At 45.9% G+C, this 23,585-nt stretch carries 24 protein-coding genes; 9 read left to right on the top strand and 15 right to left on the bottom strand.

The features are described 5' to 3' along the window. Window positions 1-266 precede the first annotated feature (266 nt). Window positions 267-1,178 carry an AraC family transcriptional regulator gene (locus MKX68_RS24645; RefSeq protein ID WP_340914380.1) on the top strand — a complete coding sequence of 304 codons (912 nt, stop codon included), beginning with the start codon at window positions 267-269 and terminating at the stop codon, window positions 1,176-1,178. 31 nt (window positions 1,179-1,209) lie between these two features. Here MKX68_RS24645 and MKX68_RS24640 read toward each other — a convergent pair whose 3' ends face one another. Together MKX68_RS24640 and MKX68_RS24635 are read right to left on the bottom strand one after the other, a co-directional pair. Continuing rightward, window positions 1,210-2,613, bottom strand: a complete 1,404-nt coding sequence (locus tag MKX68_RS24640; protein WP_340914378.1) for an aldehyde dehydrogenase — start codon at window positions 2,611-2,613, stop codon at window positions 1,210-1,212. 90 nt (window positions 2,614-2,703) lie between these two features. Next, window positions 2,704-3,006 carry an ArsR/SmtB family transcription factor gene (locus MKX68_RS24635; protein WP_340914377.1) on the bottom strand — a complete coding sequence of 101 codons (303 nt, stop codon included), beginning with the start codon at window positions 3,004-3,006 and terminating at the stop codon, window positions 2,704-2,706. Window positions 3,007-3,277: 271 nt separating this feature from the next. On the opposite strand from MKX68_RS24635, the gene MKX68_RS24630 reads away from it, so the two are divergent. The 5 genes from MKX68_RS24630 to MKX68_RS24610 all read left to right on the top strand — a co-directional run bounded on the left by MKX68_RS24630 (window position 3,278) and on the right by MKX68_RS24610 (window position 7,289). Next, window positions 3,278-3,955, top strand: a complete 678-nt coding sequence (locus tag MKX68_RS24630) for a GntR family transcriptional regulator (RefSeq protein WP_340915497.1) — start codon at window positions 3,278-3,280, stop codon at window positions 3,953-3,955. Between the two features lie 40 nt (window positions 3,956-3,995). Then, on the top strand, window positions 3,996-5,063 hold the full coding sequence (uxuA, locus tag MKX68_RS24625; protein ID WP_340914376.1) for a mannonate dehydratase: 1,068 nt from the start codon (window positions 3,996-3,998) through the stop codon (window positions 5,061-5,063). Beyond that, complete coding sequence (locus MKX68_RS24620) at window positions 5,060-5,923, top strand: SDR family oxidoreductase (protein WP_340914375.1); 864 nt, start codon at window positions 5,060-5,062, stop codon at window positions 5,921-5,923. The genes uxuA and MKX68_RS24620 overlap by 4 nt, the downstream gene beginning before the upstream one ends. A gap of 241 nt (window positions 5,924-6,164) precedes the next feature. After that, window positions 6,165-6,890 carry a DUF421 domain-containing protein gene (locus MKX68_RS24615; protein ID WP_076318141.1) on the top strand — a complete coding sequence of 242 codons (726 nt, stop codon included), beginning with the start codon at window positions 6,165-6,167 and terminating at the stop codon, window positions 6,888-6,890. Between the two features lie 27 nt (window positions 6,891-6,917). Continuing rightward, window positions 6,918-7,289 carry a DUF4363 family protein gene (locus tag MKX68_RS24610; RefSeq protein WP_340914373.1) on the top strand — a complete coding sequence of 124 codons (372 nt, stop codon included), beginning with the start codon at window positions 6,918-6,920 and terminating at the stop codon, window positions 7,287-7,289. Window positions 7,290-7,404: 115 nt separating this feature from the next. Here the strand turns inward: MKX68_RS24610 and MKX68_RS24605 are convergent, their stop codons facing one another. The 7 genes from MKX68_RS24605 to MKX68_RS24575 form a co-directional block, all read right to left on the bottom strand. Beyond that, window positions 7,405-8,106 (bottom strand): M50 family metallopeptidase, encoded by a 702-nt coding sequence (locus MKX68_RS24605; RefSeq protein ID WP_340914372.1) that lies wholly within the window; start codon window positions 8,104-8,106, stop codon window positions 7,405-7,407. 224 nt (window positions 8,107-8,330) lie between these two features. Continuing rightward, entirely contained in the window at window positions 8,331-8,813 is a 483-nt protein-coding gene (locus MKX68_RS24600) for a hypothetical protein (RefSeq protein WP_036673725.1), read from the bottom strand. Between the two features lie 165 nt (window positions 8,814-8,978). Beyond that, window positions 8,979-10,049: a metal ABC transporter substrate-binding protein gene (locus MKX68_RS24595; RefSeq protein WP_340914371.1), complete on the bottom strand. Its 1,071-nt coding sequence runs from the start codon at window positions 10,047-10,049 to the stop codon at window positions 8,979-8,981. Beyond that, a complete protein-coding gene (locus tag MKX68_RS24590; RefSeq protein WP_340914370.1) occupies window positions 10,036-10,929 on the bottom strand; it encodes a metal ABC transporter permease in 894 nt (297 codons plus the stop codon). Before MKX68_RS24590 ends, MKX68_RS24595 begins: the two co-directional genes overlap by 14 nt. Next, complete coding sequence (locus MKX68_RS24585) at window positions 10,875-11,582, bottom strand: metal ABC transporter ATP-binding protein (protein WP_340914368.1); 708 nt, start codon at window positions 11,580-11,582, stop codon at window positions 10,875-10,877. The genes MKX68_RS24590 and MKX68_RS24585 overlap by 55 nt, the downstream gene beginning before the upstream one ends. Before the next feature lie 50 nt (window positions 11,583-11,632). Beyond that, the gene (rpmG, locus tag MKX68_RS24580; RefSeq protein ID WP_036613813.1) at window positions 11,633-11,782 is read right to left on the bottom strand and encodes a 50S ribosomal protein L33; all 150 of its coding nucleotides are present in this window, start codon (window positions 11,780-11,782) and stop codon (window positions 11,633-11,635) included. A gap of 70 nt (window positions 11,783-11,852) precedes the next feature. Further along, window positions 11,853-13,052, bottom strand: a complete 1,200-nt coding sequence (locus MKX68_RS24575) for a GTP-binding protein (RefSeq protein ID WP_340914367.1) — start codon at window positions 13,050-13,052, stop codon at window positions 11,853-11,855. Window positions 13,053-13,275: 223 nt separating this feature from the next. Between MKX68_RS24575 and MKX68_RS24570 the strand changes: the two genes are divergently transcribed. Together MKX68_RS24570 and MKX68_RS24565 are read left to right on the top strand one after the other, a co-directional pair. After that, a complete protein-coding gene (locus MKX68_RS24570; protein WP_340914366.1) occupies window positions 13,276-14,310 on the top strand; it encodes a permease in 1,035 nt (344 codons plus the stop codon). Window positions 14,311-14,413: 103 nt separating this feature from the next. Beyond that, window positions 14,414-15,376 carry a TIGR03943 family putative permease subunit gene (locus MKX68_RS24565; protein WP_340914365.1) on the top strand — a complete coding sequence of 321 codons (963 nt, stop codon included), beginning with the start codon at window positions 14,414-14,416 and terminating at the stop codon, window positions 15,374-15,376. Window positions 15,377-15,498: 122 nt separating this feature from the next. Here the strand turns inward: MKX68_RS24565 and MKX68_RS24560 are convergent, their stop codons facing one another. The 6 genes from MKX68_RS24560 to MKX68_RS24535 all read right to left on the bottom strand — a co-directional run bounded on the left by MKX68_RS24560 (window position 15,499) and on the right by MKX68_RS24535 (window position 22,679). Then, on the bottom strand, window positions 15,499-16,800 hold the full coding sequence (locus MKX68_RS24560; protein ID WP_036613808.1) for a pyrimidine-nucleoside phosphorylase: 1,302 nt from the start codon (window positions 16,798-16,800) through the stop codon (window positions 15,499-15,501). A gap of 639 nt (window positions 16,801-17,439) precedes the next feature. Continuing rightward, entirely contained in the window at window positions 17,440-18,147 is a 708-nt protein-coding gene (gene deoD / locus MKX68_RS24555) for a purine-nucleoside phosphorylase (protein WP_340914364.1), read from the bottom strand. A 99-nt stretch (window positions 18,148-18,246) separates the two neighbouring features. After that, the gene (gene deoB / locus MKX68_RS24550) at window positions 18,247-19,425 is read right to left on the bottom strand and encodes a phosphopentomutase (protein ID WP_340914363.1); all 1,179 of its coding nucleotides are present in this window, start codon (window positions 19,423-19,425) and stop codon (window positions 18,247-18,249) included. A gap of 29 nt (window positions 19,426-19,454) precedes the next feature. After that, the gene (locus MKX68_RS24545; protein ID WP_315935721.1) at window positions 19,455-20,645 is read right to left on the bottom strand and encodes a NupC/NupG family nucleoside CNT transporter; all 1,191 of its coding nucleotides are present in this window, start codon (window positions 20,643-20,645) and stop codon (window positions 19,455-19,457) included. 230 nt (window positions 20,646-20,875) lie between these two features. Then, window positions 20,876-21,526, bottom strand: a complete 651-nt coding sequence (gene deoC / locus MKX68_RS24540; RefSeq protein WP_340915495.1) for a deoxyribose-phosphate aldolase — start codon at window positions 21,524-21,526, stop codon at window positions 20,876-20,878. Between the two features lie 214 nt (window positions 21,527-21,740). Then, the gene (locus MKX68_RS24535) at window positions 21,741-22,679 is read right to left on the bottom strand and encodes a sugar-binding transcriptional regulator (protein WP_062836066.1); all 939 of its coding nucleotides are present in this window, start codon (window positions 22,677-22,679) and stop codon (window positions 21,741-21,743) included. 235 nt (window positions 22,680-22,914) lie between these two features. On the opposite strand from MKX68_RS24535, the gene MKX68_RS24530 reads away from it, so the two are divergent. After that, complete coding sequence (locus MKX68_RS24530; RefSeq protein ID WP_036613802.1) at window positions 22,915-23,541, top strand: FMN-dependent NADH-azoreductase; 627 nt, start codon at window positions 22,915-22,917, stop codon at window positions 23,539-23,541. Window positions 23,542-23,585 lie beyond the last annotated feature (44 nt).

The following is a 23,585-nucleotide window of genomic DNA, read 5'->3' as shown; positions in this document are numbered from 1 at the left end:
ACCCAAATCAAGCTGATAGACTATAATGGATTAAAGCGGTTACACAAAAGCATTCTGTTTGATATAAATTCGAGTTCAAAAAGAGTGGTTTTCAGTACCAAGAAGATGGGATGAAGCTAGAAATGGAGTAGCGGAGCGTAGATAGAGCTACGTGAGCAACGGACATTTCGACTGAATGCCATATTCGATGCTGATGATGCCACTAGGCATCCTACGTAATCAAAAGCTCTTTTTTTGAACAACCTCTATAAAGGGAGGAATCTTCCATGTCTTCAACGTACTTGCCTCCTACTTTGGGAGAAAGTGTCCATGAAGTTTTTTATCCAGATGTGCAAACAACGGTTAATCTGTTCGCCATTCATTTACGAAGTGTGGGTATGGACTGGGATTATCCGGCGCATGAGCACCCTCAATATGAATTGAATTATGTCACGGAAGGCGAGCAACGCATGATGGTGAATGGTACCCTATACATTCAAAAGGCTGGCGAACTACTCCTGATTCCTCCGGGAAGCATTCATTCCAGCCAGAGCCATAACGACAAGGGATTCACATATTTTTGCATGCATTTTGACATTGATGATCAGTTGTTCCTATCGTTGCTGGCACGCATCAAACAAGTGCGATTCAGTGCGGATAGTCCGGTTACACAGCAGATTGAGCCGGTTTTGCGCAAATTGATGTCATCTGCGGATGATGAAACAGCCAATACGATGGTACAGCGTATGCAGCTGCAATCTGCGGTATTTGAACTATTTGGCCATCTGTGGGAGGCGGTCTCGCAAGAGGCAGCACAATGGTTTACCGACGGACACGAGAAGATTGAACTCGCCCACCAGATTCGTAATCGATTGCAAGGCCTGATGAGTCAGCAATTCAAACAGGGACACGAGTCCAACGGTCACTATGGCATTGATGATATTGCAGCAGAGCTGGGCATCAGTTCTTCTCACTGTAATCGCGTGTTCAAGCAGGTGTTTGGTCAGTCTCCACGTGCTGTATTGTCCCAATTGGTTTTGCATGAAGCGAAGCTTCTTCTGGGCAATCCGAAGCTGTCCGTTCAGAATATTGCCGTCATGCTCGGTTATAAGGATATTGCCCATTTCAGTCGTCAATTCAAGCGCTGGTCCGGCATGTCACCCTCCCGTTACCGACAGGAACAGCCTGCTCTGGAATAAGGTCCAGTAGCAGGATTTTTGTCTTTCTTATTTATTTCAACAAACGCTTAATCAGCTTCAGCTTGTTATCATACGGTGGATACAGAATCGGCAGATTCAATTTGGTGCTTTTTTTCAGTACACTTTTGAGATGAGAGAAGGTTTCGAAGCTGTACTGCCCATGATACGAGCCAACACCGGAATGACCAACACCGCCAAACGGCAGACGTGGATTCGCTACATGCGTGATGGTATCGTTAATGCAGCCGCCTCCAAAAGAAACTTCGCGCAGCACTTTGTCCTGAACCCGGGTGTCGGAAGTAAACAGATACAAGGCGAGTGGTTTCGGCCGCTTTACGATTTCTACAATGGCTTCATCAATGTTACGGTAGCTAATGATTGGCAGAATGGGTCCAAAAATCTCATCTTCCATCGTTGCTGCATCCCAGGACTCCGCATCAATTAAAGTAGGTTCAATGAAGCGATCTTCCTCATCCGAAGCTCCCCCATATATCACTTTGGCCTGATCCCGCTCAATCAAAGTCGTCAGACGTTTAAAATGTCCCTTGTTCACGATTCGCCCATAGTCCTTGTTGTGCTGAATATCCGAACCAAAGAAGGATACAATCGCTGCTTTCATCTCCGTAATTAACGGTTCCTTCACGCGCTCATGCACGAGCAAATAATCGGGTGCGATACAGGTCTGTCCTGTATTGAGCAGCTTGCCCCATATAATGCGCTCCGCGGCAACTTTGATATCCGCCTGTTCATCAACAATGACCGGACTCTTACCGCCCAGTTCCAACGTAACGGGAACGAGATTTTTGGCAGCTGCCTCCATTACAATCTTGCCTACCGGTACACTGCCTGTAAAAAAGATATAGTCGAATGGCGCGTTAATCAGCGCTGTCGTTGTGTCTTTTGCACCGTCAAGCACTTGTACGTAAGCCGGTTCGAACACGCTCGCAATCATCTCACGTACAACAGCCGACACCGCAGGTGTATTCTCTGATGCTTTGAGCACGGCTGTGTTACCTGCTGCAATCGCACCTACCAATGGTTCGATTAAGAGTTGAAAAGGATAATTAAACGGTCCGATAATCAGAACCGCCCCGTAGGGTTCGGGTATGATATAACTTTTCGAACCAAGGAGAGCCATCTGCGTTTTTACTTTAACGGGCTTCACCCATTTATTCACTTTACGAATGGTGTGTGTGATGCTGTCCATCATAAATCCGATCTCGGTTGTGTAGGATTCGAACTCACTTTTGCCCAAATCCTGATAGAGAGCTTCAGTCAGTCTGGATTCGTACTTTTGAATGGCCTGCTTGAGTTGGGTCAAACGTGAAATTCGAGCTTCTGCCGATCGTGTGGCCCCGGAACGAAAAAACTTTCGTTGCTGCTCCAAAATCTGTTCAACTTCCTGACTGGTTACTTCCTGTATAGTTGTTGTCATATATACATACTCCTCTATTTATTATTGATTAAGCGTTTAAACTTACGAACCTATAAGGCACATGCAAAAGCATGTTTTATCACTATTAATCTACAGACACTCTTCTTCCAAAGCAGCTACCAATTCCTTCAGCAGTTCCACCGATGCATTCAATGAAGCCGAATAATATCGCTGTGTGCCCTTCTGTTCCACAGATATTAGCCCCTTCTCTAACAACAGCTTGAGATGATGAGATATGGCTGGTCGGGATAGGCTGGACTGTTCGGTAATTTCATTCACTGTCATTCTGCCATTCTCGGTGAGTGTCAGCAAAATGGATTGACGATGGTTGTCACTTAACACCTGAAATAACGGAATACAGGTTTGAAAAACGCTAATTGCTTTTTGTCCCATGATTTCACCTCTATACTATTTCTTCTTCATTATTCTACGTATATTTTCTCTATTTGATGTCTGTTGGTTTAAACATTCAAACCTAATAACTGAATTGTACTCTTCAATCACTTGAACTGCAAGTGAACCTTCAACTAAATTTAATATAATGCGGATAAAGCGCTTCCATACTACCATACAAGTATGGTAGTATATCAATGAAGGAGTTGAAGTTGTGGAATATACCCCAAAGTTATCATCCAAAGCCGGTTTGTTGCCTGTTGCGAGCAGTATGTCTTCCATGAATAATAAGCCATCTTACTCAACGCGAGATGTCGTTTACTTCACGCTGAAACAACTCATTTTGAGTCTAAAAATGCCTCCGGGAACAGCTATTTCCGAGAAGGAAATTTCGCTTGAGTTCCAGGTCAGCCGGACACCTGTTCGAGAAAGTTTTGTAAGGCTTGCTCAGGAAGGTCTGCTGGAAGTGTATCCACAGCGTGGCACATACGTCTCTCTGATTCAAGTCGATCTCGTTGAGGAAGCACGGTTCATGCGTGAACAGCTCGAACGAGCCGTAATCAGGCTCGCCTGCGAGAACTTTCCGAACGAACATATGGTAGCTCTTGAACAGAACCTTGCGTGGCAACAGGAATGCAGGGTCAAACCGGATGATGAAAGAATGTTTCAATTGGATGAGGAATTCCATAGCACTCTTTTTGCAGGCTGCAACAAAAGCAACACCTGGACTGTTATCCAGCAGATGAATGTGCATTTGAATCGAAGTCGCATGTTACGCCTGTCCTCGGACCACCAGTGGGATCACCTAATTGAACAGCACCGGTCTATGGTCAAGGCCATTCAGCAGCATGATGCCGACACAGCAGAGCGACTGATGCAGGAACATTTGCATTTAACTGTCACCGATTTGGCTGTCCTGCAGGATACATATCCTTCCTATTTTCAATGACTGAATTTTTCTTCCTACTATTCATGATGAGGTGAACGTGATGAGAATGCTTTTTCGCTGGTTCGGCGAAGGCAATGATACGGTAACGCTGGATCATATCCGGCAGATTCCGGGTGTTGAAGGTATTGTGTGGGCACTGCACGATGTTCCTGCTGGCGAGGAATGGCCGATGGACAAAATACTCGCTGTCAAAACAGCAGCGGACAAGGCCGGGTTACATCTGGATGTCGTTGAGAGTGTGAACATCCATGAGGATATCAAGTTGGGCCTGCCATCAAGGGATAAATACATTGCAAATTATATTAAAACAATGGAGAAACTGGCTCAGGTGGGTGTGAAGGTCATCTGTTACAACTTTATGCCGATCTTCGACTGGCTTCGCACGGATATGCACAAGGAAATGGAGGATGGCTCAACGGCCCTCTTCTATGAGCACAGTAAACTCGCAGATATAGAACCTCTAGAACTCGTTCGACGCATTACGGAGAACTCCGCACTCACCATGCCAGGTTGGGAACCGGAACGATTGCAGTATTTAACAGGTCTGTTCGAAGCCTACAAGGATGTAACCGAGGATCATATGTGGGAGCACGCACGTTATTTCCTGCAAGAGATTATTCCTACAGCCGAACGGCTGGGGATTCGAATGGCCATCCATCCGGATGACCCGCCATGGCCAATCTTTGGATTACCAAAGATTATTACAAGTCAGGAGAATGTTCGGAAATATTTGAATCTTTATGATAGCACTTACAACAGCGTGACACTATGCAGTGGCTCTTTGGGAGCGAATGCTGATAATGACATTATCGGGATGATACACGAGTTCAAGGATCGGATTCCATTTGCCCACATTCGTAATGTAAAAATCTACGATAACGGCGACTTTATCGAAACCTCACATCGCAGTCAGGATGGAAGTGTTGATATTGCAGGGGTTGTTGAGGCTTATCACGATATCGGTTATGAAGGTTATGCAAGACCCGACCACGGTCGTCATCTCTGGGGAGAACAGTGCCGACCTGGTTATGGACTCTATGACCGGGCTTTGGGGATCATGTATCTCTGGGGTGTCTGGGATTCCCTGCAAAGGAGGGCAAAAGCATGAGTGAACACCAATATGAACGCTCATCTCGTCTTGAAGGTAGAACAGCTGTAATCACCGGAGGTGCCGGAGTATTATGCCGCTCCATGGCGGAAGAACTCGCTCGGCACGGTGCAAGTGTAGCCATCCTGAACCGCACTGTGTCCAAGGGGCAGGAAGTTGTAGCTGCGATTGAAGCTGCCGGTGGCAGAGCGATTGCGATTGCTTGTGACGTAACCCAGGCCGATAGTGTGCAAGCAGCGGCAGATGAGGTGTTGGAACAGCTCGGACCATGTGATATTCTGATCAATGGCGCGGGTGGCAATAACGCCAGTGCCAACACCACAAATGAAATTTTCAGATTCGAAGATCTGGAAAAGAGCGATGTCACTACATTTTTTGATGTAAGTGTAGAGGGATTTCGTCAGGTGATGGATCTGAATTTTGTCGGTTCTCTCATCCCTACTCAGATCTTTGCAAAACATATGATAGAGCGTGATGTTCCCGCTACTGTCATAAACATTTCTTCCATGAGCGCCCCATCGCCCATGACGAAAGTTCCAGCTTACAGCGCTGCGAAGGCAGCGATTAACAACTTCACGCAGTGGCTAGCCGTTCATCTGGCCGAATCCGGAATTCGTGTCAATGCTATTGCACCCGGGTTTTTCCTGACCGAGCAAAACCGTAATCTATTACTGCAACCAGACGGCTCACCTACGGAGCGTTCGAGTAAAATCATTGCGCATACTCCTATGCGCCGCTTCGGTAAACCGGAAGACCTGCTTGGCACATTAATGTGGCTTGCGGATGAAAGACAATCCGGCTTTGTCACTGGCACAGTCATTCCGGTAGATGGCGGATTTATGGCGTATTCTGGTGTTTAACGATTTCTTACACAGACACTCCGATGAAAGACCTCCGTCACGTGCAAATGAATCAGTTCAACTAATATAAAGAATTATAGAGACCGAAGCTTGGGATACTTACCCAGGTTTCGGTTTTTTGCGTTCAAGCATAAGATCATCCAGTGTAGGAAAAGCTTGATATAATACGTGTTCAAAAGCTAACTTTTTAAACAACCTCTTATAGAGCTATGGTGAAATAAAGGAAGGTGATACATATATGATGGAAGAAACATGGGTTGTTGCCGTACGGTCTATTATTGCCTTTCTGACCCTGATCATCTACACAAGGGTGCTGGGCAAACAGCAGATGGGTAACTTGACGTATTTTGATTACATTAACGGCATTACAATTGGTTCCATTGCGGGTACGTTTGCAACCGATCTCTCGTCCAAGGCGTGGATTCATTTTGTGGCCTTGACCATTTTCACAATCATTACGATCATCTTTCAGTATATTACGCTGAAAAATCGCACCATCTCCAAACTGATGGACTCTGATCCCACATTGATCATCCAGAACGGTAAAATTCTCGAACAGAACCTGAGTAAAATGCGAGTCAAATTTGATGAATTGACCATGATGCTACGGCAAAAGGATGTATTTGATATTACAACGCTGGATTATGCGATTCTGGAACCGGACGGTAGCCTTTCGGTTGTTTTGAAACCGGAGAATCAACCGGTAACCGCAAAAGACATGCATATGCACCCGCCCAAGAGCAAGCTGATGACCGAGATTATCATTGATGGCCTGCTGATTAAGCAAAATCTGGAGGAAAGAAACAAAGATACTAACTGGCTCAGTGAACAGCTGAAAAAGCAAAATATCACGATACAGGATATCGCTTTTGCCGCCATATTACCCAATGACAAATTGTACGTAGATCTGTTCAAGGATAAGATCACCGAAAAAATCGATATGGGCGATTATGAGGGGCCTTTCTAAAACTCTTTACATGAAGGAGGCGGTTGAATGAAAACGCGTTTCTGGCTGCTATATGTGCTTCCGATCTTCCTTATTCTTGTATTCGTTGCGATTATGGCTAGCGGAGCCTTTCTCAAAAAGCCCTTTGGCAAAGATGATCGCTTGCTTGAATCTGTACAGATGTTGGAGAAACAAGTCGAGGGAAAACAATGGACTGAAGCCAAGTCTCAAATCAATTATGCAATGCAAGCTTGGGATAAAGTCGTCAACCGCATTCAGTTCAGTGTGGAGCGTGAATCAATTTATGATATTCTGGGGACCCTTGCTCGGATGAAGGGCGGCGTTGCAGCACAGGATGATAAGGCGATTATGGAAGAGATTTATTACTTTTATGTGTTATGGGATAATCTTGGAGATTAGGTTCAATGTGTTCAATATCAGACTCTAATATCAGATGTACGTCCAAAAGCAAAAGGCACTCTCCTTTCATGAAGAAAGGAAGTGCCTTTTTTTGCTTTGTATACCTTTATAACCATTACGCTCTTCGTAATCCCCGAGACCGTGACGATCGCGAAGTGCCTTCTTTGCGGAAAAAGAGACCGAGTGCTCCCTTGGCACACCACAGCGCAAATAGAGCAAACAGCGTTCCCCAGAACAGTGCGGGAAGGAATGTCTGTTGAGCGAGATTCGCTGCATCCCCTGCCCGTGAAGGCTGAGTCCAGGACATAAATCCAACGTATACCGCACTAACGACTGACTCTTCCAGTGTAAGAAACGCCAGTAACAGATAATAGAACTTCACGATCTTGGCACCAAAAATCATAATAACAACGTTCAGTACGATGAACCCGGTCAGCCATAACATGCCGAACTCCCCTCTTACATATAACAGGAGCGACACCAGAGCGACAGCCGTCATGATCCCAAGTCCCCACATGTGCAAGCCTTTGCGGTATAAGTAGAACAATAGCCAGGCGAACAATGATGCACTGATATATCCCGCTAGAGAAACCAGGATCGATCTGCCTGGTGTCAGCATGGAAGAGTAAGTTACACCACTATGATCAGCGTACAATTCAATGCGCAGCACTTTACCGGACAATACAAGTGTCATTAGTGCATGACCGAATTCGTGAATCATCGTATCCAGGTTACGGAACAAGGACGAAAATGGAATGAATCGTGTAAGAAAGACGGAGCCTAGTAGGAACAGTATCGTTTTGACCCACTTATTCAATCGACCATACCTCCTTTACTTTCAAGTAAACAAGCCTATCCTTTATAGAGGTTGTTCAAAAAGTCCGCTTTTGATTACGAAGGATGCCTAAAGGCATCATCAGCGTCGAATATGGCATTCAGCCGAAATGTCCGTTGCTCACGTAGTTTCCTACGCTCCGCTACTCCATTTCTAGCTTCATTCCATCTTCTTGGTACTGAAAACCGATCTTTTTGAACACGCACTTATACTACGCTTTTTTCACTCGATTCGTTTCGGCTTCCGAACTGTAAGGCACAGTGCTCCATCCACCAGCAGAAGCTCCGATTGTGTCCAATGAAAAAAGAAGATAGATCATAGCGGCCCTTTTCGGCCTCTAGCGTAACGAGCAGTCGGTTCCGCATCCGACGGAGAGCATAGTGCACGAATTGATCTGCAACCTCACTTTGTATCAGGGTAACATAAGCATAAAGGGAATGATCAACAGGTTCATCAAGTGGACTCACCCCTGCACATGAAAATTCCGTCCTCACGCCCGCACTCTGAAGTATGGATAATGCTTTCACAAGCTCGGCATCAACTTCAACACCATTCCAAATCTCTGTTTTTTTCGCGGATACCGTATGTTTGTCACGTTCCGTCCAGTGCATCAGCTCCAGCTTGCGCCGTCTCCACAGATGGGCAGGCTGTTCACTTAACAGCACTTCATGTTCTTCATTTAAATTCATCTAGCGCGTCCTCCTGTTCTCCTCGATCCGGTCACCTTATTCAACAAAGAGAGAGCACATCCCTGTGCTCTCTGCTTCGCAAAAAGGCAAAGGAATGGCGATCCATTCCTCAGCATGTTGTATTATTGTACCTTTTTCGGTGAAAGGCATCAAATCGATCTTTAATTATTCGTTCAGCGCCAGTTTCAGTGCCTCCAGATTCTGTCTCATCACGCTAATGTAGTCCATTCCCGCCGCGATCTCTTCCTCGGTGAGTCCCTCAATCGGGTTTAATACAGCCGTCTTGGCCCCCACTTCACTTGCAATCGTCTCAGACACTTTGGATGAAACCAGTGTTTCGAAGAAAATCGTCTTCACCTGATGCTCTTTTGCAAAATCAATGACCGATGCCATCTGCGCTGCTGAAGGTTCTTGCTCAGGAGACAATCCTGCGATGGGTACCTGCTGCAATCCATATTCCTTGGCAAGGTAGCCAAATGCAGCGTGTTGTGTGATGAAATCTTTGCGTTTGCTCTCCGTCACAGCCGCTTTGAAGTCCTGATCCAGTGACTCCAGTTGAGCAATGTAAGCATCTGCATTCTGCTTAAACTGTTCAGCATGTTCCGGGGCGGCCTGCGCCAGTCCTGCTTCAATATTGCGCACTTCCTTTACAGCCAATGCAGGTGACAGCCATACATGGGGATCGAGTCCGCCGTGCTCGTGATCATGTCCTGCTTCTGACTCGGTGTAATGATCGTGGTCGTGTTCTTCAGCAGTTGCTTCATCTGAATGATCGTGGTCATGTTCTGTTGCCTCTGAATCTTCATGATGGTGATCATGCTCTCCACCTTCAAGCAGGTTAATTCCTTTGCTCGCTTCCACCTGAATGAGTGAAGCATTGCTCAGACTTCCGGTGACCTGATCAATCCATGATTCCATACCCGCACCATTGTAAACAAGCACATCCGCTTTTTCAATGCTTGCAATATCTTGTGGTGTGGGCTCCCAATCATGAGGCTCCATTCCTGCTGGAACGAGTGTATGCACATCGGCCAGATCACCTGCCACATTTTTGCTGAACTCATACATCGGGTAGAAGCTGACCTGCACGTTTAATTTTGCCGTTTTCGTCTCGACTGGAACGGAAGTGCCTGTCGAAGCTGTATTTGCATCAGAAGCGGATTTTTGTCCGCAGCCTGCGACGATAAGTGTAAGACTAAACAACAATCCGAGCGTAGCTTTTTTACTGAATTTCATGTGATGTATTCCTCCTAGAATGGTTGACCAGAATGACGTGCTGTGGTTTCGTTTCTTTGCGATGACGCTTGCGGTTATATCGTGCAATCAGCTTTTGCGCTGATATTCCAGTCAATAGGATGACCAACAGGATAAGTGCAATTGTTCCTCCCGGTGGTGTATTTAGATGGTAAGAAGTTGTGAGTCCGCTAAAAATACCAATTAATCCTGTAATTACCGCGACAATAATCGCTGCTGTAAACCTGCGAGACACTCTTAGTGCCAAGGCAGCAGGCAATACAATGAGAGCAGAAACCAGCAACACACCGACGATCGGCATGGCTGAAGCTACAGTCATTCCTGTCAGAATGGCAAATGCAAACGATAAACCTCTCACTTGAACGCCTCCAATGGAAGCTGTCTCTTCATCAAAGGTAAGGCTATATAACGGTCTTCGGAGCAGGATGAAAAAAAGTAAACCTATGACACATACTCCTGCCATCATCCACAACTGTATATCGCTAACCGCGACAATAGATCCGAATAAGTATGAACTGAATGTTTTGGATAGATTGGTTTTGAGACTCATCAACACTACAGCAAGAGCCAGCCCCGAAGTCATGATGATTGCCACAGGTACCTCGCTGTAGGTTCGGTAACTTCGCCGCAGTTGTTCAACCAGTAATGCACCGATAATTGCAATGGCGAATCCGCAGATTACCGGGTTAAGATTCATGACCGAACCGAGCGCAACCCCTGCGAGTGAGACATGGGATAACGTGTCTGCCATTAGTACCTGCCGCCTGAGCATCAGATAGACCCCGAGAATTGGAGCGATGACTCCAATCAGTCCACCTGCCCAGAAGGCACGTTGCATGAATTCGTACTCAAACACTGCCATTCCTCACTTTCTTGCCGCTCCAAAGTAATCGTTCGATCCAATCGATTCCCCATTTCTTCCAGTCCATGAGTAACCATAATAATCGTTATCCCATGAGCATCAACATAGTGGCGCATCAGATTGTAAAATCCTTCACGGCTGTGGCGGTCCATTCCCGTTGTTGGCTCATCCAGTACCAGAACCTGCGGTTGCCCAGCCATAGCTCTTGCAATACAGATCCGTTGCTTCTGTCCGCCAGACAGCTCACCAACGCGTGTATCCCGATATTCCCACATGCCAACTTCCCGCAAACTGCGTTCAACGATGGCATCCTGCTCTGCTGTGAATCTGCGGAATAATCCCAGCCTGGTGTAACATCCGGACCGGACCAGTTCATTCACCGTACTGGGAAATCCACTATTAAACGATGCCACCTGCTGGGGCACATAACCGATATTGGACTTGTTCCCACGTTTCAACTGCGGGTTCATATGTATCGTGCCGCTCCAGGGCTTCAATAGCCCTAGCAGCAGCTTTAACAGGGTCGTTTTGGCAGAACCATTGGGACCTGTGATGCCTATGAACTCTCCCACATGGATATCCAGCGACAGTTGATCAATGACCGGCTCTTTGCCATATCCAAATACAACATCACGCATGGAGGATAGTATCATACCTTCCCCTCTTTTCGTAAATATTACGATTTAAAAATAACAAAAAAATTTTATCTGGTTTCCCGGTGGATCGTCATTTTCTTCAAACGCGGGGAGTACTTCTTCATCTCAAGTCTCTCAGGATGGTTACGTTTGTTCTTGGTTGTTGTATAGTTGCGGTCCCCGCACTCGGTGCAGGCTAAAGTTACAATGACTCTCATGGTTGTTGCCTCCTCTTATTTAATCGTAATTATTACTATTTAATGATATTAGTCTATAGCTTTTCTTTTGTCAACTCCACGCCGGAAAAGGATCTTTCAGTTCACGCCAGTTGATCAACATCTCTTCCTCCGTAAGAAGGGTCTCATCCAATGTACGTTCAATCTCCGCCCGGTCCATGTCAATGCCGATGAATACTAATTTGGTTACCCGGTCACCCCACTCATCATCCCAGTCCGGTATGCTTGGCAGCGTATCGTCAAAATGAAGTTGCCTTTCCTCCTCACTCATCGCACCTACCCATATTCCTGCTGGCGCAAGCTGCTTTGATGTGCCTGCATGACTGAAAGAGATCGCCATATGGTTCCTTGTTGCCAGCCACATCAGACCTTTGGATCGCACAATACTATCTGGATATTTCCCAATCCAACGCAGCAAGCGTTCCGGGTGGAATGGACGTTTACGATGATAGACAAATGAATGAATTCCATATTCTTCAGTCTCCGGAGTATGTTCTTCTTTCATTAATTCGCGGATCCAACCCGCGGACTGGCTTGCTTTTTCAAAATCAAAACGTCCTGTGTTCAATATCTCTCTTGGATCAATCTGCCCATGTATCGTGCGAATGAGCTTGGCTTCCGGCTGCATAGCGTGTAGTGCCTTTTCAAGCTTCGAAAGTTCTTCCTCCGACACCAGATCACATTTGTTAAGAATCAGCACATCACAGAATTCCACCTGATCCGTCAGCAGATGAACGATTCCTCGAACATCGTCCTCCCCCGCTTCCTGACCACGATCCTTCAGTGTTTCTTTGGAATAAAAATCACGCCAGAACTGGGCAGCATCAACAACTGTAACCATTGTGTCGAGACGAGTGAATTTCGTCAAATCAATGCCAAGTTCCTCATCGATATACGTAAACGTCTGCGCAACAGGCACCGGCTCACCAATACCCGTGGATTCAATCAATATGTAGTCAAAAGAACCATCCAACGCCAGCCGCTCGACTTCTTTCAGCAGATCCTCCCGCAACGTGCAGCAGATGCAACCATTGGACATCTCTACCAGCTTCTCATCAATGCGTGATAGGCCTCCACCGTCTCGTATTAAACCTGCATCAATGTTAACCTCACTCAGATCGTTGACGATGACAGCAACCCGCATTCCCTCGCGGTTATGAAGCACATGATTGAGCAGTGTCGTTTTGCCTGCACCCAAATATCCACTAAGTACGGTTACTGGAACCCGCTGTTGAACCTGTTGATCTGACATTTCTGCTTCCTCCACTCTGTTAAAGTTGTAAATTTAATCGTAATTATTACTATTAAACATGATCAATCCGAACTATACCGCAGTTTTCTTTGGATTGTCAACTCTAATATGATGAAAAATCTTGATTAATCGTAAAAATGTTGATTAGAACACAGGAATGATGTATGTTGCTACACGTACAAGCATATATTTTAGCAAAGTCCTAGTTGTGGAGGTCTGTTTCATGAAAATGGCAGCCAATCTGAAGCTCCTGTCCTTCTTGATCCCTTGTGCATTTCTTGTTCCCGTGTTGATCACAATGGCTCCTGACTTGAAGGAAGCATGGAACAGTGAAGCTTTGCAAAATATGAAAACCGTATTCATAGGTATTTTCCTTGAAGCCGCACCTTTTCTGCTCATGGGTGTGCTGTTGTCCTCGCTCATGCAGTGGTTCGTATCCGAAGAAATGGTCCGCAGACTAACGCCCAAGAATCCGATCGGCGGTGTGCTGGTCGCAGGGCTACTCGGTATTATTTTCCCCATCTGTGAATGTGGAATGATCCCGGTAGTGAGAAGGTTGATGCACAAAGGCATGCCAGCCTATATCGCAGTTACGTTCATCTTAAGTGGTCCCGTAGTCAATCCAATCGTGTTCACAGCAACCTTGCTTGCCTTTCCCTCCCATCCTGAGATTACCATTGCCCGCATGGGATTGGCCTTTGCCGTAGCAGCTTCCATAGGTATGCTCGTGTATGTGTTTGTTCGTCGAAATCCCCTTCGGTTGCCAAAAGTCGCAGTGACAGAGGTTAAGACACATCCTGGGTTTAAAATGGCGCAACCTCATGCACATGCAAATGCTCATGACCACAACCATGTAAAAAACTGGCGCAGCTTCTTCATTCATGCCGGAGACGAATTTGTCGATATGAGCAAATATCTGGTGATCGGTGCCTTGATTACAGCCTGCATCCAAACATTCATTAGCCGCAGCGATCTGATCTCACTTGGCAATGGGCCTGTCGCCTCCTACGTGTTCATGATGGGCTTTGCTTATGTACTGTCTCTCTGCTCCACGTCCGATGCTTTTGTGGCTTCTGCGTTCTCACATACGTTTGCACTTGGGCCGCTGGTATCCTTCCTTGTGCTTGGTCCAATGTTGGATTTCAAAAGCACGCTCATGTTGCTCTCCACCTTCCGTACCCGGTTTGTTATTGGGCTAAGTCTAGCCATTATTACGCTCGTCTTCGCCGGATCGTGGTTGATTAATCTGCTGGTATAATGGTTGAGCAACATACTTTATGACCTGAATAATTAATCACATGAACTTTCATCCTGACCCTGAATAGAGATGAGGTGATGATATGAACCACTCTAGCTATACGATGACAAAATCTCCTGTTCCAAGATCACACGTCATCCAATGGCATAACTTAATCCGTGCGGTATGGATCGGCGGGCTAGCGGTGTACATTATTCAGTTGAATTCGAGTGATTCACTTCATTATTATTTGGCTCCTACCATGCAAAAACTGCTACTATGCTGTCCTGTTCCCTTATTGTTTATTGCTGTTATCATGGCCTGGCATGGATTGTTCGGTAGAAATGAGGTTCATTGCGACTGTGAGCATCCACCGCCCTCAGGGTTCCTTCGCAGTTCAATGGTATATGGTCTGATTGCCATACCCTTGTTGCTGGGATTTCTGTTACCTGATCGGGCTCTCGGCAGCTCTATGGCCAGTCAGAAAGGCATGTCTCTCACTTATGCCCCTCCCGAGATTCGTCGGAAAGAGCCTTTACCTGATCCGGCAACGCAATTGAATGTACAGGATCTCACACAACAATCAACGGCTGTGCAGCCTGCATCGGCCACCAAAATACAGTTCATACCACCAGACGAGTATAGCCGCGAATTCGCTGAACTGGCGGAGAAGTTGTATGCAGAACAGGTCATTCGAGTCTATCCTGAAATTTTCTCTGAAACCCTCGGTACGATCGATATGTTCCAGCGACAATTTGCAGGCAAAGATATCTCTTTAACCGGGTTCGTTTATCGGGACAAAAGCATGGATCATGAATCACATTTTGCACTGGGACGATTTCTCGTCATGTGTTGCCCCGCGGATGCGGCTCCCTTTGGCGTGATGATTCACATTCCAGAAGCGGATAGCTTTCCTACAGATAGCTGGGTGCAAATCGATGGTAGCATCGGCTCAGCACAGGTGAATGGTAAGGATACGATTGAAATTCGGGCAACAAAGGTGACACGTGTAGCTGAGCCATCCACGCCTTATATTTATACCAATGCGGACTCAGTGATGGCGTATGAGAAAATAAAGAGACAGTAGTTGCTAGTAGTAGTAACAACTTGCACCTCAACGACAAAAAGCCCCAAAGCGATGGATTACATTGCTTTGGGGCTTTCATGTTCAGTCAGATATGAGATTCCATCAAGCCTGCTCTGATTGTATTACTCCGTTACGATATCATGAACCAATACAGGAGCATCGGCATGATCTGCAATCGTAATGTTTTCTTTGATCTTCGCAATGACGTCTGCTACGTCTTCACGATTGGCATGGATTGTCACTAGGGACTCACCAGCTTTGACTGGGTCACCGACTTTTTTGTTCAGCATCAGACCAACCGCGAGATCGATCTCGGACTCTTTTGTTGCACGGCCTGCGCCGAGCAGCATTGCTGCAGTTCCGATTTCGTCAGCGACGATTCCGGCAACATAGCCGTCTTTGTCTGCTGGCACTTCAACCAAATATTGTGCTTGTGGCAAACGATCTGGATGATCCACAACCGAAGCGTCTCCGCCTTGGTTTGCCAGGAAATCTTTGAATTTCTCCAGTGCTTTACCGTTCTGGATCACTTCTTTCAATTTCTCCTCAGCGTGCTCCAAGGAATCTGCCTTGCCAGCAAGGAATACCATCTGACGTCCAAGTGCCAGACACAGTTCTTCCAGATCTTTTGGACCTTTACCTTGCAGGGTGAGGATGGCTTCTTTCACTTCAAGTGCGTTACCAATCGCCAGACCCAGTGGTTGGGACATATCGGAGATAACAGCCATCGTTTTACGGCCAACATTGTTACCGATGCTTACCATGGCATGTGCCAACTCTTTAGCATCTTCCGTTGTTTTCATGAATGCACCAGCACCCGTTTTAACATCCAATACGATTGCATCAGCACCTGCTGCAATTTTCTTACTCATGATGGAGCTGGCGATCAGTGGGATGGAGTTAACGGTAGCTGTTACGTCACGCAGTGCATAGAGCTTTTTGTCTGCAGGCGTTAGGTTACCACTTTGTCCGATAACTGCAACCTTATGTTCGTTTACGAGACGAATGAACTCTTCTTTTTCAAGCTCTACGTGGAAACCAGCAACGGATTCCAGCTTGTCTGTTGTACCACCCGTGTGACCAAGTCCACGTCCGGACATTTTGGCAACAGGTACATCCAGCGCAGCAACAAGCGGAGCCAGTACCAGTGTTGTTGTATCGCCCACTCCTCCCGTGGAGTGCTTGTCTACTTTGATGCCTTCAATAGCGGACAGGTCGATCGTCTCACCGGAATTCACCATCGACATCGTCAGATCGGCGCGTTCCTTGTCTGTCATATCTTTGAAGAATACCGCCATCGCCCAAGCGCTGACTTGATAGTCCGGGATCTCTCCTTGTGTGTATCCTTGAACAACAAAATCAATCTCAGCTGTTGTCAGTTCTTTTCCGTCGCGTTTCTTGGCAATAATGTCTACCATTCTCATGATGATCTCTCCTCGGGTAAATGATTTGTATAGAACACTTTGTACTGGGAACGTTACGGCTCCGGATCGTTCTTTCGATCGCTGTTGTCTCCAAGTTTTTTTGATCCATTTGGCAATGGAGAAAACTCGGAGACAAAGGCGAACGCTAACGCTTCTTCAGAATCGATTCCGGTTCCTTCACTCCGTGCTTCAAACAAAAGTTTCGATTAAAATCAAATGATTATTGTATATAAAATACAACAACATCTGTTGTCATCTTATACAACATTTTGATGTTAATTCGTTCCGGCTCCGGATCGTTCCTTTGATCGCTGTTGTCTCCAAGTTTTTTTGATCCATTTTGCAATGGAGAAAACTCGGAGACAAAGGCGAACGCTCCGCTTCTTCAGAATCGATTCCGGTTCCTTCACTCCGTGCTTCAAACAAAAGTTTCGATTAAAATCATTTGATTATTGTATATAAAATACAAGAACATCTGTTGTCATCTTATACAACATTTTGTTGTTAGTTCGTTACGGCTCCGGATCGTTCCTTCGATCGCTGTTGTCTCCAAGTTTTTTTGATCCATTTTGTAATGGAGAAAACTCGGAGACAAAGGCGAACGCTTCGCTTCTTCAGGATCGATTCCTGTTCCTTCAATTACAGTGTGATTGCTGTGTCCAGGGCAACTACCATCATGTTGTTGAACGTTTTTTGACGCTCTTCGGCAGATGTTTCTTCGCCTGTCAGCAAGTGGTCACTTACCGTCAGGATGGTCAATGCGTTAACACCAAACTTGGCAGCGATGGTGTACAGTGCTGTTGTTTCCATCTCTACGCCCAGTACGCCGTGTTTCATCAATTTCTCAGTTACTGAACGGTCATCGCGATAGAAAGAATCGGAGCTGAATACGTTACCGACGTGAATCTTCATGCCTTTAGCTGTTGCACGGTCATATGCTTCTTTCAGCAGGGAGAACGTAGCGATTGGTGAGAAGTCATATCCACCGAATACGTGTTTGTTCATGCTGGAATCTGTACATGCTGCTTGTGCAAGGATGACGTCACGTACACGTACATGCTCCTGCATACCGCCACAAGTACCTACACGAATCAGGTTTTTTACGCCATATTCGCTGATCAATTCGTTGGCATAGATTGCGAAGGACGGAATACCCATCCCTGAACCTTGCACCGAAATCCGGTGTCCTTGATATGTACCTGTGTAACCGAGCATTCCACGAACCTCGTTGTAACATACAACATCTTCAAGGTAAGTATCTGCAATATACTTCGCGCGCAATGGGTCTCCTGGCAATAGAATAGTTTCTGCGATATCTCCGGGTTTTGCTCCAATATGTGTACTCATGAATGAATCTCCTCCAGTTATACATTTAGTCTATTATGATGGAAGGAGCGGAGCAGCCACAGCTACTCCGACATCCCCTATCCCGTTTTCAAAAAGAACTTATTTCAAATCCTTCAGGAAGCTGGTGCCATGTTCCGGCATTTTCACTCCAAAGTTCTCGGCTACGGTTGCACCAAGGTCAGCAAATGTGCTACGCAGCTCAAGCTTTTTGCCTTCGCTGAAGCGCGGAGAGTAGGCAAGCAGTGGTACATATTCACGCGTGTGGTCTGTACCTCGGTATGTTGGATCGTTACCATGGTCAGCTGTGATCAGCAACAGGTCATCATTGGTCATTTTGGCAAAAATCTCTGGCAGTCTTGCATCATAGTCTTCAAGTGCCTGAGCATAACCTTGCGGATCACGACGGTGACCGTACAGGGCATCAAAATCAACCAGGTTCAGGAAGCTGAGTCCAGTGAACTCTTCATCCATCGTTTCGGACAACTTGTCCATACCATCCATGTTGGAGACGGTACGAACAGCCTTGGTCACACCTTCTCCATCATAGATATCTGCGATTTTACCCAAGGCAATCACATCAAATCCACCATCTTGCAGTTCATTCATAACCGTACGACCAAAAGGTTTGAGTGCATAGTCATGACGATTTGCAGTACGTTTCCAGTTACCCGCTTCACCTACAAATGGACGTGCAATAATGCGGCCCAGCATGTACGGATCTTCAAGTGTAATTTCACGGCAGAACTCACAGATTTCATACAGTTCCTTCAACGGGACAACGTCCTCATGTGCTGCAATTTGCAGAACCGAATCCGCGGATGTGTACACGATGAGCGCGCCTGTTTCAACATGCTCTGCACCCAGCTCATCCAGAATTTCCGTGCCGCTGGCCGGTTTGTTACCAATTACTTTGCGGCCCGTTTTCTCTTCAATGCGCTGAATCAACTCATCGGGAAAACCATTCTCGAACACACGGAAAGGTGTATCGATGTAAAGACCCATCAGCTCCCAGTGACCTGTCATTGTGTCTTTGCCTCTGGATGCTTCCTGCATCTTGGTGTAATACGCTTTAGGTGCATCCGCTACAGGGACACCCTCGATTTCTTTGATGTTGGACAGTCCGAGACTGGCCATGTGAGGCATTTTCAGACCTCCGCGTTCATGTGCAATGTGACCGAAGGTATCTACATCAAAATCATCAAATTCTGCTGCATCCGGCGCTTCGCCGATCCCTACAGAATCCATAACAATCAGATGTACTCTTTTGAATGTTGACATAACCTAAGCACTCCTTCCAATAATCCGGTTTACAAGAACAGTCCGGCGATGATCGCTGACAATACACTGACAAGCGATGCACCGTAAAGCAGTTTCAGACCGAAGCGGGCTACCACATTACCTTGTTTCTCATGAAGTCCCTTCACCGCACCGGCAATGATACCGATGGAAGAGAAGTTAGCGAACGATACGAGGAAGACGGATACGATCCCTGTTGTTCTGGCAGACAATAAGGTCTCCTTCGCTAGAGCAAGCATGGCAACAAATTCGTTGGATACCATTTTGGTTGCCATAATACTTCCCGCCTGAATCGCTTCCTTCCAAGGAACACCCATAATAAAGGCTAATGGTGCAAACACATAACCAAGCAGCTCCTGGAACGAAATGCCAAGCACCGCGCTGAAAATTCCGTTAACAAGTGCAATCAAGGCAACAAAACCGATTAACATCGCAGCCACGATGATGGCAACTTTGAATCCATCAAGAATGTATTCGCCGAGCATTTCGAAGAAGGACTGTTTCTCCTCTTCCTGTACTTCCAATATATCTTCTTCCTCTGTAACCTCATAAGGATTCACAATGGAAGCAATGATAAAACCGCCAAACAGGTTCAGCACAAGTGCCGTAACCACATATTTCGGATCAATCATGGACATATAGGCACCGACAATCGACATCGATACCGTGGACATCGCCGAAGCACACAAGGTGTACAGCCGATGTTTTGGCAACAACCCAATTTGTTTTTTCACAGAAATGAACACTTCAGATTGCCCCAATACAGCCGAAGCAACCGCGTTATATGATTCCAGTTTGCCCATTCCGTTGATTTTGCTTAATACCAGACCAATATATTTTATAACAAAAGGTAAGATTCGGATATACTGCAATATCCCAATGAGTGCAGAGATGACAACAATCGGCATCAATACGCTAAGGAAAAATGGTGTCCCCACGGTATCTGCACCTACGGTAGTCAAATCACCAAATACAAACGCAATTCCTTCATTCGCATAATCAAGCAAACTTTTAAATACGGACGCGAAGCCGCCAATCAACCATGTCCCGACTCCTGTATTCAGCAAGGCATACGCCAGGATCACTTGTAAAACAACCATAACGACCAGTGGTCGGTAACGAATCTTCTTTTTACCGTTGCTTGCGATATAAGCCAGTCCAAAAACAACGAGTAAACCAAGAAGGGCAATTAGAAATTTCATTTGATCTCTCCTTTGAAGGTAGTTAAGCCGGATGTGGAAATTCAGCTCAAAGGGTTCTTAAGCATTCTTATCAGTAATCTTTCAGAAAACTTATGAAGCGCTTACAATAAGTTCCGTTAATTAAAATATAAGTGTAAGTTGTATTCCCTGTACCTGAGTCGAACGTCCAAGTACAGAGAATATAACATTACTTTTATTTATTAAGCTTTTTCTTGATAAGATGCTTTTGCTTAATAAGAAGATGTAGACTGACTACCCTGCATAATCTTCACGCCAGAGCTTGCACCGATCCGAGTTGCACCCGCTTCGATCATTTTCTGCATATCTTCCAGGCTACGTACGCCACCAGAAGCTTTAACGCCAACATCAGGACCTACAGTACGACGCATCAAAGCGATATCTTCTGGCGTTGCTCCACCTGTGGAGAAGCCTGTAGAAGTTTTAACAAAATCAGCTCCAGCACGCACAGCTGCCTGACAAGCACGTACTTTTTCTTCATCCGTCAACAGACAAGTTTCAATAATAACTTTCACCAAAGCTTTACCCGCAGCCGCTTCAACAACAGCACGAATATCTTGTTCAACGAAATCATCTTTGCCATCTTTTAAAGCACTGATGTTGATGACCATATCGACTTCAGTTGCACCCTTAGCAATCGCATCTTTCGTTTCGAAAGCTTTTGTCTCCGATGTAGATGCTCCCAGAGGGAAACCAATAACGGTGCAGATATCTACGCCAGAACCCTGCAACTGCTCAGCAGCATAAGCAACCCAGTCTGGGTTAACACATACGGAAGCAAACTGATATTGCTTTGCTTCTTCGGTTAACTTGGCCATTTCACTTTGCGTTGCGTCCGCACGAAGCAACGTATGGTCGATCATTTTAGCTAATTGTGGTGTAGTCAATTGAATCTCTCCCTTATCTGAACTAGTTATTTTCTATACACTTACACTAACATGAACATATGTAAAAAGCAACTTGAACTTTTGTTCACGATTCAAATTACAGTTCTTGCTTCGTTCTATTTTCTGCCTAACAAAGCAAAACATCCGCCCTTTTTGCGTGGCAGATGTTGTCATCCATATCCATTTGAAATTAGAATCGCAGTAATGCCTGTGCTGTGTACTGATCCGTAACCAGAATATTGGCATAATGACCTTTAAGCGCGGCGTGAATGGCTTCAATTTTGCGTTGTCCCCCGGCAACAAGAATTGATTTTTCCTTATTTCTCAACTCGGCTAGATCAATTCCAACGGTTCTGCTGTTAATCTCTTCACTGATCAACTGACCTTCCGCGTCGAAAAAGCGTGAACAAATGTCACCTGCACCGGAGTTCATCAGCAATTGTTGCTCTTCTTCATTGAAGTAACCGAGCCTGAACAGTAACGCATCTTCCTTCACAGTACCCACGGTAAACAAAGCAATGTTGGCCTGTCTGCCAAGCTCTACGATTCTGCCAATATGCCGATCGGCTTCCACCATGTTCTTTACTTCAATGTTGTCGAAAATAACGGGCAGTGGCAAATACCTTGGTACCGTATGGAATGCCTCAGCGAACAAATGAACAATCTCAGCGGCATACGTATTGACATGGGAGTGGCTTACGCCCCCCTTCAATTGCACGACTTCGACACCTTTAACCTGCTTGGGACGAAGTTGGCGTGCTACAGCATGCATGGTTGTTCCCCAAGTCACCCCGATGATATCCGCATCCTGAACCGTCTCTTGAAGGTAGTCTGCTGCTCGTTTGCTGATATGCTTCTGTATTTCCTCATCACTCTTCAACGGGGCAAAACACACAAGTGCCGTATCCAGATCATATTTCGACTTAAGTTCTCCGGCAATGATGTCGATATCCTCCAGCGGGTCCATAATTTCAATCCGGACGTATCCACGATCTTTGGCGTACTGAAGTAATCTTGACACCGTTGGACGCGACACGCCCAGCCTTGCGGCAATATCCTGCTGGCTATAATCGGACTGATAATACAATTTCGCTGCTTCAATGCTTAATCGTTGCTTCTCCAGGTCCATTCCCATGTGCGCTCATCTCACTCATCCTATTGTCTTTGGAAAATAAATACTCGTCCTGTATATTATACATGGATTGAGTATCTGGTCACCATATAGCATCCAATTCAGTATCATGATCAATCCATTCATATGCCTTTCTGACGTATAAAACGGGGGAAATGATGCATACTACTGCGGTCGCTTCATCATTGCCAAGAATGCTTCACCCCATAATCGCACAGAGAGGAAGAATTGTATGTCTACCTTATTGTATATTACTGCCCATCCTCATGATCATGAAACCTCCTTCAGCATGGCTACGGGCAAAGCATTTATTGATGCTTATCGTGAAAGTCACCCTTCTGATGAGGTTGTTCACCTCGATCTGTATCGTTCGGATATTCCGCATATCGACGCGGATGTCTTCAGTGGTTGGGGCAAACTGCAATCAGGTAGTGATCTGACTGCCGAAGAACAGACCAAAGTTAGCCGTTTGAATGAACTGTCGGATCAATTTGCCTCAGCAGATAAATATGTTTTTGTAACCCCGATGTGGAACTTCTCGTTCCCTCCAATTCTGAAGGCTTATGTCGACTCGATCTGCGTAGCTGGCAAAACATTTCGTTATACCGAACAAGGTCCTGTTGGACTGTTGTCCGACAAAAAAGCGTTGCATATTCAGGCTCGCGGTGGCATTTATTCCGAAGGCCCAGCGGCTCAGATGGAATCCGGTCATCGTTATCTGAGTATTATCATGTCTTTCCTTGGCGTGCCGAAGCTTGATGGCATTTTTGTTGAGGGGCATAACCAGTATAAAGATCGAGCGGATGAGATCAAGCAACAGGCTATAGAGCAAGCACGCACTTTCGCAAAACAGTTTTAAGAGAGGTAGTTCAAAAAGTCCGCTTTTGATTACGAATGATGCCT

It is taken from the genome of Paenibacillus sp. FSL M8-0212, assembly GCF_038004645.1.
Taxonomy (GTDB): Bacteria; Bacillota; Bacilli; order Paenibacillales; family Paenibacillaceae; genus Paenibacillus.
The sequence above is the reverse complement of the archived record's forward strand: the minus strand, read 5'-3'. Positions and strand labels throughout refer to the sequence as shown.